The organism is Dermatophilaceae bacterium Sec6.4 (assembly GCA_039636865.1).
Lineage (GTDB): Bacteria > Actinomycetota > Actinomycetes > Actinomycetales > Dermatophilaceae > Allobranchiibius.
Genome location: CP144172.1, coordinates 3,117,335 through 3,129,878 on the forward strand (window position 1 = coordinate 3,117,335; position 12,544 = coordinate 3,129,878).

Genomic DNA, 12,544 nt, shown 5'->3' on the forward strand with positions numbered 1-12,544 from the left:
GCTCCTCAGCAGAAATGGGCGCGACTGGGCCAGCCTCGCTATCGTGGCACCGTACTGCCGAAAGCGCCCTCAGGGCGATTGGGGTCGTCCGGATCGCCTGGTTCGCCGAGAACGTCGATGAGATTCGCCAGCTCGGTGACGTCGAACCACGACAGATCCAGGTCAGCCAGCTCATCGCGCTCGTTGACCGGATCGAGCACGTGCAGGCTCATCACCCTTCGCAGATCGAGCCCGCCGCCGATTCGCACTCGAGCATCATGAGTTCGGTGAGCAGAATCTGCACCGCTCATGGCCACCTGCACCTGGTGGCTTTCGAGGTCGGCAGCACACACAACCCGGCCGCCGTCACCCGCTGCCTGCGAAGCGGCCTGTTGGAGGGCGCGGTACTCGTAATCCTCCTCATCGCCGCCGGAGGTGCCCGATGCACGCAGCTCATCGGTGACGGCGAATCCGATCAGTTCGCGAGCGTCGAATCGGCGATCGTCGCGTAGGTCGTGTAGTTGTTTCATCGAGACGGGGACATAGACCCTGCGTACTGCTGCCATCAGGCGGCGCCTTCCTGTGCGAGTTCGCTGAGGGAGTCCTCGATGCACTGACCGAGGACGTCCAGATCCGGCATTGCGTCCCGGTCCGCGTTCAGTCCGAAGCAGACCTTCCCGTGGTAGGAGGTGATACCGATGGTGAGCGCCTGCGCCCTGGCCAACGGAATCACCGGGAACGTGCTGTCCAGCTGCGCGTCTGCGGCGAACAGCGGCTGTTGCGGCCCAGGGACGTTGGTGATGACCAGGTTGAACATCCGACGGGTGATCGCGCTGCCCAGTCGGGCGCCGAGCGAGTGAAGGGTCGGTGGGCCGTACCCGCCCAGGCTGACCATCGACGCCGCACTGGCACCGCCCTCCACCTGCTGTTGCATGTCGTAGGCGATCTGACGCAGCCGCATCATCGGCCGCGGCTCGCCCACTGGCAGATCGATGAAACAAGGCACCACCGCCTCGCCGACGCCATCGCGCACAGGCACGCTGAGCGGGACCATTGCGCGAATTTTGCCGGCCGGTCCGATCCCCTCCCCCCGAGTCATCAACCAGGAACGCAAGGCCCCGGTGATCGTGGCGAGCACGACGGCGTGCACGGTGAACGATCGCGCAGCAGGATCGCGGAAATCCTCGGCCGCCACCAGGCGAGCACGTACCAATTGGTAGGTGGCCAGCTCGCTCTGCACCATGACGTAGCGACGATGCGCTCCGATCGGCCTGTTGAGCAAACTGTCCGGCGCCGGCCGAGCCACACTGCGAGCCAGGATCCCCGCGGCGCCTCCCGCTACCCCGAGCACCCGTCCGGCGACCGATGTCATACCGGTCACCGCGTCGCGCACACCGTGCACCAACTCACGTGGACTGAGGGCGATAGCGACGGCCGCCCCGGCGAGCAGCTCCAGGTCGCTCGGCGTCTTCGCTGGATGCCACCGCTGCGGCGGCCCGATCTGCCGGCCCGGATCCGGATCGACGATGACCTGGGCCAGATCCACTGCATGATGCCCGTCGACCAATGCCTCGTGGGTCTTGGTGACGAGGGCGAACCGTCCCCGCTCCAATCCCTCGACCAAATAGATCTCCCACAACGGGCGGTGCCGGTCCAGTGCGCGAGACTGGACACGCGCTACGAATTCTTCCAGTTGCGCAGCGCTGCCCGGACGCGGCAGCGCTGATCGACGCACGTGATAGGTGATGTCGAACTGATCGTCATCCACCCAGACCGGCGATCCCATTCGGCCCGGAACCTCGCGGACCCGTTGGCGGTAGCGGGGAACGGAGCCGATCCGATTTCCGACGAGGTCCAGGAGTAGTTCGTAGGTGAATCCCTGCGGGCCCGGGGTGAAAATCATCACCGATCCGACGTGCAGTGGTGTGGTGGTTTCTTCCCGGTAGAGGAACGACGCGTCCAGAGAACTCAATCGATCAGCCACGCCGTCATGATCTCAGACTGGATCGACGCAACCGCGCAATACGTCCTCGACGACCGGCAGGCGGTACGCCGGACAAGTCAGCAGCCAGGTCGGCGAGCGCCAAGCGTGCCGCGCTTGCGGGAGCTACCGCCGCCAGCACGGTCCCGGTCAACAACGCGCCGTCCAGACCCTCCCGGTCCTCCGGAACAAGGGTGAGATCGCGCACCCCGGCGAACCGGCACAGCGCCTCGGCGATCTTCGTACGCGCAGACGCCCCGACTGCGGAGGACCGCACGCGCGTCACCACTACGCGCGGCTCTGCCTCGATCACCGGGCGCACGTCCTCCAGGGCTCGCACCAGGCGCTGCAGGCCTACCGGGTCCGCGGTCCCCACGGCAAACACGACGTCCGCCGCCCGCAGCGCCGCCAAGGTGGCTGCATTGCGGCGCGGCGCAACCGTGTCATAGCTCAGTTCCTCATCCTCCTCGATCACACCGGCACAGTCGACGACGACGAAGTCGACCATCATGGCGGCCGTCCGCAGCACTTCGGTCAGCGCGTCTTCGCGCAGCTCGGGCCACCGGGAAGCACGCGAGATGCCGGTAAGTACCCGTAGACCTGGCAGCACCACAGGCGCAACAGCGGCCAGCGAGGGCACATCGAGTCGCCCGGACTCCGCGAGACGTACCGCCGCCGCTACCCCCGGAGCCTCGTCCAAGAGCGCGAGGAACTGACCCACACACGCGCCGTAGGTATCGGCATCCACAATCAGAGCGGTCTTACCGACCCTGGCGAGCTCGGCAGCGAGGTTCACGGCCACCGTCGTGCGGCCCGGAGCGCCGACTGCTCCCCACACCGTCACGATCTGCCCCTGGTCGGTATCGGTACCGACCTCTTCGGCGGGCAGTTCGGAAGCTATCCCGTGACTCGTCTCACCGTCACTGCTGGCAACAAGTCGTTCGAGCATGCTGACCTGTGCATCGAGCGCGCTGCTGTCGTACGCCGCCCCCGACTCCGTCCCTACAGCAGCGGCCCCTGCAGCGGCGCCGCACACCTCGTCGACAAGGGTCTGCACCGCATGAATGCTCACCACCCGCGCGACGTCCCACTGTCGAAGCACCCGTTCCTGCGTCTCGTCGGCTGGGTCGAAGACGCCGACAACGGCCACCGCACCCGCGCGTAGATCGGAGAGCACCGACCGGCGTACCCCGGGCAGATCCGGAGAGATCACTGCCACCTGAGCCCGCCCGGACTGCGCGATAGCCAGCAGATCGGCCACATCCGGACACCGTCGCACCACCTGTAGACGGGTGCTCGCACCCAGTGCCGTGGCCACTGCAGCCTCGGCGTGCGCGCTGACCGCAGTGACGACCGTGACACTCACGGGTTGTCCTTCGCTGGTGACCCTGCGGTGGGTACGAGGTCGATCTTGGCCCCCTTGTTGATCGCACCGAGGACAGCGGGGATGCGGGAATCAATGATCTGTACCTGCACCGAGCTGTCTCCCGAACCCGAACCCGAACCCAGACCGCTGGCGCCGCGCGCAACCTGCGCGACCATCACTCCGGAGATGAGCAGCTGTGGGTCCGCGTAGCTGGTGTCGCCGGTGGCGGCCCGCTGCTTCTGCGAGACGTACATGTCGACCACAGAACCCGGCGTCAGGATCTGCGATTGCGCGGAGGTCACCGGTAGCGCAATGGTCTTCTGACGCAGTGCAGAGGGGTCGCCGAGGGCTGCCGCGGGCACTAGCTCACCGCTCTGCACGACTCGTAGGACCTGACCTCCGGGCAGAGCGGAATCAGCACGCAGGTAGCGGGCATGAGGTCCATCCATCCGCACCTTCACGGCGCGCACATCGCTTTTCCCGATCTGCTGGCCGGGTACCAAGGCATGCGTGGCCTGCAGCATCTGCACCGAGGAGTCGAAGTGCACGAGTGCTGCGCCACCGGCGATCATCGCGGCTGCCACCAACCCGACACCTGCGATCAATCTGCCGTCCCGCCACGAAGGCCGCTGCAGCCGCGATGCTGCGGGAGCGGGGAGCAGCACGTGACTCCCCCGGCGACGGAAGCTGGTCATCCCACACTTTCCCGGTTTCGGATCATGCTGGTCATTCTGGCCCAACACCGGCCTGCATGGGCGATATCCACAGGGAACAACTGGGGGTTCTGCGTGGATGCGTCACAATGGGCCAGCACCATCACTGTGACGGAAGAAGGAACGTGCCCCCTCGATTCCTGCAGATTGCCGATGTCGCCGAGACGCTCAATATCTCCGCGCGTCAGGCGTACGGGCTGGTCACGTCCGGAGAACTGCCCGCCATCAAGATCGGCAAAAGCTGGCGGGTGGAGGTCGCAGAGTTGGAGACCTACATCGAACGCGCCTACGCCGATACCCGCTCCCGCGTCGAGAGCGGGACCCTCGAGGTCGATTGACCACGACCGCTGTGCACTGCGCTAACACCTGCGCAGGATCGCGATCGCACGGAACGGCACGGTGCGGTGACCGGTGAGGGCCCTCGCCCTGCGGATGGAATCCGCCGGATGTTCAGCTATCTGCAGATGATCAGAGCCCACCCCGTCGATCGTCCCGGTGAACACGTTTCCGCCGTTGTCATGCACCGCAACTGCACACCTGTCCCGCGCCACGGCTCGTAGGGCCACGCCCACCCCGAAACGACGCCCCAGATGGCCGCCGACTTCACTGCGGGTACCGAGGCCGGTGATGGACAACACCGCGCCGAATGGCACCACAGCGCTGCCCCGCTGATCTTCTTCGATCAGCAGCCAATCGCTGCCGAGATCCTGCAGGACTCCCGTGAGCGGACCGATGGCAGTGGTGAGCCCCACCGGTAGGCCGATCCGGGTAGCGGCTCGATCCGCCCACGAGACTGCCGCTCGCTCGCGCCGCGTGCGGTCCGCAACCTGGCCCATCAGCTCCTGCCGGTCGCTCTCAGCCAGTTGGGCCTCCAAATCGGCAAAAAGATCCGTCCAGCGCATGGGGGCAGCCTAAGACCGACAGCCGCCGGGGAGAGTCACACTGATGTGCATCTGAAGTATTGAAATGACATTTAACGTATACAAACGCATTAAAACACGTCTAGAGTCACCGCATGACAGTTCAGCAGCCAGATCCCGGCACCGTGGCGACCGCCCGCCCCGCACCACAACGGGCCTCGCTGCTGGGCCTGGTCCTTGCGCTGGGTCTGTTCTCAGCGGCAATCTGGGCGGCGGGCAGCACCGCGGCCGCGTACCGTGAACTGGCGCAACGCTCTGCCGTGACAACGATCGAGGCAGTCCCGCTCGTACTCCATGCAGTGCTGACGATCGCCCTGCTCTGGGCGCTCATCCTCGTCGCGATGAGCATTGCGACGCTTCGTCGAAGTGCCCGGCAGTCCGGCCGTGGGGCTCAGATCATGCTGCCGGCCGGTCTCATCGGGCGCATCAGTACCGTGCTGATCGCTGTCACGCTGGTTACCACTGCTGGTGGTGCTGCCACGCCCAGCAGTGGTGACCAGGCAACTCTGTCCGCCACGCAGGTGCGCAGCGGCCTACGCGCCGTCGCACCGACCCCAGGTTTCGCGGAACCACCCGTGCCCACCTTCGGCCAAGGCGATCTGCCGGTACCCGGGTGGACAGCGCCGGCTCCGCGGAGAGCGTCAGCACCGGGCTCAGCAGGCGCATTCCTGCTCGCGGGCGGCGCACACAGCCACGACGACCGGCCCGAGATTGTCGTACGACGCGGCGACAGTCTCTGGGCGTTGGTGTCGCGTCATCTGCATACCGAGGATCCCGCCGTTATCGCCGTGCAGTGGCCGCTCTGGTACGCCGCGAACCGGACCGTCATCGGGCCAGACCCCGATGTCCTTCGCATCGGACAGGTCCTGCAGCTACCCGCAGAAGCCGCCGCTACGTCTGTGGGAGGAACCCGATGAGCTTCGCCACTCTGGCCCCGATGCACGTCGTCACCTCGACGCTGCGGCCACTGCGTATTCGCCCGGCGTGCGACGTCGAGCCCGGCGTTCTCGACGAACACGAACTGGATCGTCTCTATGCGCAGGCAGCGTCGGGCGCGGATGATGCCCGGCACCCGGCCCATTACGTGCAGTCCTGCCTGGCCGTCGACTTCCGATCTACCGAGCAGGACGCGCACTTCGGTCCGCAGGCGACGCTGACCTCCGTGCTACCGGAGCCACGCGCCTGGGTCGGGGCCATCACCACTGCCATTTTGGAGAGTCTGGCCGGTCGGCGCGCGCCTACCCAGTTCGCCCGCTGCATGACCACGGAGATCTATGGCGTCATCACTCGGCGGCACGCAGTAGCTCAACGGCGCGGAGCAGTCGCACACCACCGCAGTTTCGTGCGCAAGGTTGCCGTGTGCGAGCCGGCAGACGGGGTGATCGAGGCGAGCGTCGTCGTCCACCATGAAGGCAGAGTCCGAGCGATCGCGCTACGCGTCAGCGGGGTCGACGGACGCTGGCTCATCACTGCCTTCGAGATGGGCTGACCCGGCTCGGATCAACCTCCGCCGAAGTCAACCCTTGGCCGTATCGGACCCCTGCACTGCCCGGGCGGCCGCTGCAGCCTTCTTCTGCTGCTTCTCCTGAGCGCGGCGCTGTGCTCGAGACAACCCGGAGGTGTCCAGCTCCTCCAGGCGGCCCTGCTCATCGATCAGATGGAGCTCAGCTCGACCGGACTCATCCGGCGCGCTCAGCGTCAGCTGCTCCTCCGTTTGATGAGGCAATGACGCCTCCAGCTCCTCGGGATCCACTTCGACGTGGAACAGGTGCTGGACCGATTCCTCCTTGATGCCCTCATTCATCGCGGAGAAGATTTCATATCCCTCCCGCTGGTACTCGACCAGCGGGTCGCGCTGCGCGAATTGACGCAGGTGGATCCCGTCCTTGAGGTAGTCCATCTCGTAGAGGTGCTCACGCCATTTGCGGTCCAACACCGATAGCACCACCCGGCGCTCGACCTCCCGGGTGACCCGCTCGCCGAGCTGTTTTTCGCGGGCGTCATATGCGTGCTGGGCGTCTGAGCGCAGCTCTTCACCGAGCAACTCCGACGTCAGGCCCGAGCGTCCACCGACTTCTTCTTCAACCTCGGCGACCGTGACGGTGACGGGGTACAGGTCCTTCAGTGCGGACCACAACGTGTCCAGATCCCAGTCGTCCGCAAATCCCTCACCGGTCGCACCGTCCACATACGCGTCGACGACGTCGTTGACGAAGTGCCGCATCTGGGACTGCAGGTCCTCGCCTTCCAGAACCCGGCGCCGGTCGCGGTAGATCGTCTCGCGCTGACGATTCAGCACGTCGTCGTATTTCAGAACGTTCTTACGTTGTTCGAAGTTCTGGCTCTCGACCTGACCCTGGGCGCTCTGGATCGAACGACTGACGAGTTTGGACTCGATCGGTACTTCATTCTCACCCTCCGAGGTGGCCATGAAACGCTCGACCAGTTTGTTGTTGAACAACCTCATCAGGTCGTCCTGCAAGGAGAGGTAGAACCTGCTCTCCCCCGGGTCACCCTGGCGGCCGGCCCGACCGCGCAGCTGGTTGTCGATGCGCCGCGACTCGTGACGTTCGGTGCCCAGGACGTACAGCCCGCCCACGTCCAGCACCTCGTCGTGCGCCTTCTGCACGGATTTCTCGGCCTTAGCCAGTGCCTCGTCCCAGGCCGCCTCGTACTCCTCGGGCGTCTCAGCCGGGTCCAATCCCCTCTTCTTCAAGGCAGCGACAGCGATGAACTCCGGGTTACCGCCGAGCATGATGTCGGTACCTCGACCGGCCATGTTGGTGGCGACGGTCACCGCCCCCTTGCGGCCGGCCTGAGCCACGATCGATGCCTCGCGCTCGTGCTGCTTGGCGTTGAGAACTTCGTGCGGAACCTTACGACGACGCAACTGCTCGGACAGGTACTCGCTCTTCTCCACGCTGGTCGTGCCGACCAGAACCGGCTGACCCTCCTTGTGGCGCGAGGCGATGTCGGCGACGACGGCAGCGAATTTCGCCTTCTCCGACCCGTAGATCAGGTCGGCCTGGTCGATGCGGACCATCGGCTTGTTCGTCGGGATCGTGACGACGCCGAGTTTGTAGATCTGGTGCAGCTCGGCGGCCTCGGTCTGCGCGGTGCCGGTCATGCCCGAGATCTTTTCGTACATCCGGAAGTAGTTCTGCAGGGTGACGGTGGCCATCGTGACGTTCTCGTTCTTGATCTCCACCCCCTCTTTGGCCTCGATTGCCTGGTGGATGCCCTCGTTGTAGCGGCGTCCGGCGAGCATCCGGCCGGTGTGCTCGTCGACGATCAGGATCTCACCGTCGATGACGACGTAGTCCTTGTCGTTCTTGAACAGCTCCTTGGCCTTGATCGCGTTGTTGAGGTAGCCGATCAGCGGCGTGTTCTCGGCCTCATAGAGATTTTCGATGCCCAGCAGGTCCTCGACCCTCTCAATCCCGGATTCCAGGATGCCGACGGTCTTCTTCTTCTCATCGACCTCGTAGTCACCGACGCGGACCTCGGCCGGGTTGTTCGGGTCCTTCTTCGGCGCCAGGGTCAGCTTCTCCACGATGCGCGAGAATTCGACGTACCAGCGGGTCGCCTCGTCGGCCGGCCCACTGATGATCAGCGGTGTCCGGGCCTCGTCGATCAGGATCGAGTCGACCTCGTCGACGATGGCGAAGTGGTGACCCCGTTGCACCAGCTCCTCATCGGACCAGGCCATGTTGTCCCGCAGGTAATCGAACCCGAACTCGTTGTTGGTGCCGTAGGTGATGTCCTTGAGGTACTCCACGCGACGTTCTTCCGGCGTCATGGAAGCCAGGATCACGCCGGTCTCCAGACCGAGCGCACGGTGCACGCGCCCCATCAGCTCCGACTGGTACTCGGCGAGGTAGTCGTTCACGGTTACGACGTGCACGCCCTTGCCGTCCAGCGCATTGAGGTAGGACGGCAGGGTGGCGACCAGGGTCTTGCCCTCACCGGTGCGCATCTCGGCGACGTTGCCCATGTGTAGGGCGGCGCCTCCCATGATCTGCACGTCGAAGTGGCGCTTGCCGATGGTCCGACGGGCGGCCTCGCGAACGGCGGCGAAGGCCTCCGGCAGCAGGTCGTCAAGCGTCTCACCGTCCTTCAGGCGCTTGCGGAACTGCGTGGTTTCCGCCTTCAGCTCCGCGTCGCTGAGCTTCTTGAAGTCCTCTTCCAGGACGTTGACCTGCTCGGCAACAGCGGCCAACCGCTTGACCATCCGGCCTTCGCCGACGCGAAGGACCTTCTCGACTACTTTGGGCACGAAAGCTCCTCGTAAGTGGGCATACCACCGATCAGTTTATGCCTTGGTCGGGCGGCCGCTAAATCAATGTGCGTCGAATATCCAACGGATGGTTTAGTGAGAAGGTGCCATTGCTACCCGCTGACGTTCCCTCGCTCACCGATGGCGTGGTGACCCTACGCTCGCATCGCCCCGGTGACATCCCGAGGATGACGCAGGCGTGTCGCGATCCGGCCAGCCGGGCCGCGATCGCGCTGCCCGCGCCCTACATCGAAGCGGATGCCCACTCATTCCTGGACACGGTAGCGGCGGGGCAGGCTGCCGGCACACAGATCGAGTGGGCGATCGAATCCGGCGGCCGATGGGTCGGAAACATCGGTCTGCATGACCGGCGGGGCGACACCTTCGAGGTCGGGTTCATAGTGCACCCGGACGCGCGCGGTTATGGCATCTGCCGCCGGGCACTGGCGCTGCTCGCCGGCTACGCCCTCGACAAGCCCGGGTTGGGACTGACCGGACTGACCTGGCGCGCCGCGCGGGGCAACTTCGGGTCCTTACGAGTCGCCTGGTCCTGCGGGTTCACCGTGGACGGGATGTGGCCGGTGCCGCATCCGGTCTCCGACGGGGTCGTCGTGGACGGAATGTGGATGGGCCATCTGGACGCCGGCGCACCGCGCGGGCCGTTGCGCCCGTGGTACCGACCACCGACCGTCGACGGCGGAAGATTCGTCCTACGACCGTGGCGCGAGGACGACACACCCCGTTCCCGGCCGGACGCACTGAGTGCGCTCATGGTGGAAGACATGCAACCCGACGCCGAGACGTTCACCGCCTGGCTGCTGGCCCGGCACGAGCGGATGGCGCAGGGGCAGGGCATCTACTGGTGCATTGCGGACCCCGACATCGACGAGCCGCTCGGCCATATCCAGGTCCAGGGACTCCAGGTCCCGTTCACTCGCGGTACGGGTGCCGTCGGCTACTGGCTCTACCCGTCAGCACGCGGTCTCGGACTCATGCAGGAAGCCCTGGACCTGGTGACAGCCCATGCCTTCGCGCCCATGACGGACATGTCGGGGGCGTCCGGGCTGGGGCTGCACCGCCTACAGGCCGGTACCGATATCGCGAACCGAGCCTCTGCACGGGCGTTGCGACGCGCGGGTTTCCGCCAGGTGGCGCAGGAGCGCGCGGTACTGGCGCACCTCGACCGTCCACCGTCAGGCGCGCTCACCTTCGAACTTCTCGCCGACGACGACCGGCTGACCCAGAGCATTGAGCCTGCCGTCATTGCAACACTGCGGACGCAGCGGCTCGTGTTACGAGCATGGACAGATGCCGATCAACCATCCGAAGATGTCGAGCTGGACCGTCGCGCGCTGCGCTACATGCCCCCCGGTGCTCAACCGACCTACAGCACCTGGCACGAGTGGTTCGAGCGTCGATGCCGCCAGATCGACACCGGCCAGCTGCAGTGGTGCATCGCCGACGCGCACACCGACCAGGCGCTGGGGTCGGTAGCACTCTTCGATCGGAGCGCGCCGGTCACCGATCGCGCCGAGATCGGCTACTGGCTCTACCCCGACGCACGCGGCCGCGGATACGCGGGTGAAGCGGTCGACGCCGTCCTCGAACACGGCTTCACCCCGGCCGCAGAAGACGGGCTGGGACTGACCCGCATCGAAGGGGAAACAGACGCAGAAAATGGCCCCTCACAGAATTTACTGCGCGCGAAGGGGTTCCGAGAGTGGGGTCACGCGCTGGCCAACTACACGCGCGCCGACGGTTCGCTCAGCGACAGCACGTACTTCGAACTACTCGCCGTCGACTACCACCGAAGAGATCAGGACTGCGCAAGGTCCTGATACCCGGGATGTTTCGCGATCCAGGACCGAACGTATGGGCATTGGGCCAGGACACGTGTCACGCCGCGGGTGCGCAGATCGTCCAGGGTGGCCCTGGTGAGCTGACCGGCGTACCCGCGACCCGCGAAGCGCGGGTCCACCTCGACATGCGGCAGCACGACGGCACCGGCCGACTCCGCGAAATCAGCGAATCCGACCATCTCGGCGTCTGCGAACGCCTCGTAACGGCTGCGCTCGTCGTTGCGTCGTACGACCAGCTCATGCTCGATTGTGCTCATCAGATCTCCTTCATTCCCGGGCCGGTGAGCCGAGTCAGCCCCAGCCAGGTAGCCATTGCCTGCAACTGTGTCACCAACGCCGTCCGCGCCTGCACCGGTGCGTGCTCTTCCCAGTGGGCCGCGTGCACGACCAACGCGCCCGCGCCTCGATCAGCCTTGAGGTCGACGCGGCCCACCAAATGCTCACCGAACAGGAACGGCAGCACGTAGTACCCGTGTACCCGGTCCGCCGCGGGAACGTAGATCTCCAACCGGTAGTCGAAATCCCACAGTGCGCGTACCCGGTCACGTTGCCAGATCAACGAGTCGAACGGGCTCAACAGGGCAACCGCATGCACGGCACGAGGGCGGGCGGCCCCGACGTACAGGTAGGCGGTGCGCCGCCACCCGGGCACGGTCACCGGCTCGAGCTCACCGCCTTCGATCAGGGTCTTGAGCGCCGGGGATGCCTGCTCGGGAGTCAGCCGAAAATAGTCGCGCAGGCACTGCACGGTGCCGATACCGTGCGCGCGGGCGGCGATCCGCATCAACTGCACGCAGGCCGCATCCGGGGACAGGATCCCGGCAGCCGCGCCCGCCGGCAGCACCCGATGCGACAGGTCGTACAACCGCTCGAATGAGGTGTTGCGGCCGGCCGAGGTGATCTCACCCGCCCAGAACAGATGCTCCAGCGCATTCTTGACCAGTGACCAGTTCCATCCCCACCCATCGGTGGGCCGCACCTCGACGGCGGTCAGCCGGCGCTCACATTCTCGCGCCGTGAGCGGTCCATGTACCCCGACGGTCGTCAATACCCGAGCCACCAACTCCGGGTAGTGCACGGCGACCCGCCGCATGCCCCCCCACGCATCGCTGTGGGCCCGTTGCATTCGGAAGTTCAACAACGGCCACGTGCTGGGCGGGATGAGGCTGGCTTCGTGGGCCCAGTATTCGACCAGTCGACGCGGCGAGCGGTCGCGTGCCCGGTCCAACAACGCCCGGTCATAGGGGCCGAGCCTGGAGAAGAACGGCAGATACTGGCTGCGTACCAACACGTTGACACTGTCGATCTGGACCACACCCACTCGGTCCAGCACACCCTGTACCGAACGCATGGTGGGCGGGTTGCCACGAACCGGGCTGCCCGCCGGACGATGGTGGAAACCTTGTGACGCCAGTGCTATCCGACGCGCCGACGACAGTGACACCGAGCG

12 protein-coding genes are annotated in these 12,544 nt (G+C 65.7%); 4 read left to right on the forward strand and 8 right to left on the reverse strand.

Going from position 1 to position 12,544, the window contains the following annotated elements:
* Positions 1-38: 38 nt before the first annotated feature.
* The 4 genes from V3G39_14875 to V3G39_14890 are packed head-to-tail and all read right to left on the reverse strand — an operon-like array spanning position 39 to position 4,021.
* The gene (locus tag V3G39_14875) at positions 39-545 is read right to left on the reverse strand and encodes a hypothetical protein (GenBank protein XAS75917.1); all 507 of its coding nucleotides are present in this window, start codon (positions 543-545) and stop codon (positions 39-41) included.
* A complete protein-coding gene (locus tag V3G39_14880; protein XAS75918.1) occupies positions 545-1,963 on the reverse strand; it encodes a wax ester/triacylglycerol synthase family O-acyltransferase in 1,419 nt (472 codons plus the stop codon). Before V3G39_14880 ends, V3G39_14875 begins: the two co-directional genes overlap by 1 nt.
* 4 nt (positions 1,964-1,967) lie before the next feature.
* Entirely contained in the window at positions 1,968-3,326 is a 1,359-nt protein-coding gene (locus tag V3G39_14885) for an AAA family ATPase (protein XAS75919.1), read from the reverse strand.
* Positions 3,323-4,021: a hypothetical protein gene (locus V3G39_14890; protein XAS75920.1), complete on the reverse strand. Its 699-nt coding sequence runs from the start codon at positions 4,019-4,021 to the stop codon at positions 3,323-3,325. Before V3G39_14890 ends, V3G39_14885 begins: the two co-directional genes overlap by 4 nt.
* Positions 4,022-4,164: 143 nt before the next feature.
* Here V3G39_14890 and V3G39_14895 point away from each other — a divergent pair, with 143 nt between their 5' ends.
* Positions 4,165-4,377 (forward strand): helix-turn-helix domain-containing protein, encoded by a 213-nt coding sequence (locus V3G39_14895; protein ID XAS75921.1) that lies wholly within the window; start codon positions 4,165-4,167, stop codon positions 4,375-4,377.
* 21 nt (positions 4,378-4,398) lie between these two features.
* On the opposite strand, the gene V3G39_14900 is transcribed toward V3G39_14895, so the two are convergent.
* Positions 4,399-4,941 carry a hypothetical protein gene (locus V3G39_14900; GenBank protein XAS75922.1) on the reverse strand — a complete coding sequence of 181 codons (543 nt, stop codon included), beginning with the start codon at positions 4,939-4,941 and terminating at the stop codon, positions 4,399-4,401.
* Between the two features lie 113 nt (positions 4,942-5,054).
* On the opposite strand from V3G39_14900, the gene V3G39_14905 reads away from it, so the two are divergent.
* Together V3G39_14905 and V3G39_14910 are read left to right on the forward strand one after the other, a co-directional pair.
* Positions 5,055-5,876: a LysM domain-containing protein gene (locus V3G39_14905; GenBank protein XAS75923.1), complete on the forward strand. Its 822-nt coding sequence runs from the start codon at positions 5,055-5,057 to the stop codon at positions 5,874-5,876.
* Positions 5,873-6,448, forward strand: coding sequence for an Rv3235 family protein (locus V3G39_14910; protein ID XAS75924.1), 576 nt, complete (start codon positions 5,873-5,875; stop codon positions 6,446-6,448). Before V3G39_14905 ends, V3G39_14910 begins: the two co-directional genes overlap by 4 nt.
* Before the next feature lie 27 nt (positions 6,449-6,475).
* Here the strand turns inward: V3G39_14910 and secA are convergent, their stop codons facing one another.
* Positions 6,476-9,235, reverse strand: coding sequence for a preprotein translocase subunit SecA (gene secA, locus V3G39_14915; protein ID XAS75925.1), 2,760 nt, complete (start codon positions 9,233-9,235; stop codon positions 6,476-6,478).
* Between the two features lie 149 nt (positions 9,236-9,384).
* On the opposite strand from secA, the gene V3G39_14920 reads away from it, so the two are divergent.
* Positions 9,385-11,073, forward strand: coding sequence for a GNAT family N-acetyltransferase (locus V3G39_14920; protein ID XAS78255.1), 1,689 nt, complete (start codon positions 9,385-9,387; stop codon positions 11,071-11,073).
* Here V3G39_14920 and V3G39_14925 read toward each other — a convergent pair.
* Together V3G39_14925 and V3G39_14930 are read right to left on the reverse strand one after the other, a co-directional pair.
* Positions 11,052-11,351 (reverse strand): GNAT family N-acetyltransferase, encoded by a 300-nt coding sequence (locus tag V3G39_14925; GenBank protein XAS75926.1) that lies wholly within the window; start codon positions 11,349-11,351, stop codon positions 11,052-11,054. The two genes, V3G39_14920 and V3G39_14925, sit on opposite strands and share 22 nt — an antisense overlap.
* Positions 11,351-12,445 carry a crosslink repair DNA glycosylase YcaQ family protein gene (locus V3G39_14930; GenBank protein ID XAS75927.1) on the reverse strand — a complete coding sequence of 365 codons (1,095 nt, stop codon included), beginning with the start codon at positions 12,443-12,445 and terminating at the stop codon, positions 11,351-11,353. Before V3G39_14930 ends, V3G39_14925 begins: the two co-directional genes overlap by 1 nt.
* Positions 12,446-12,544 lie beyond the last annotated feature (99 nt).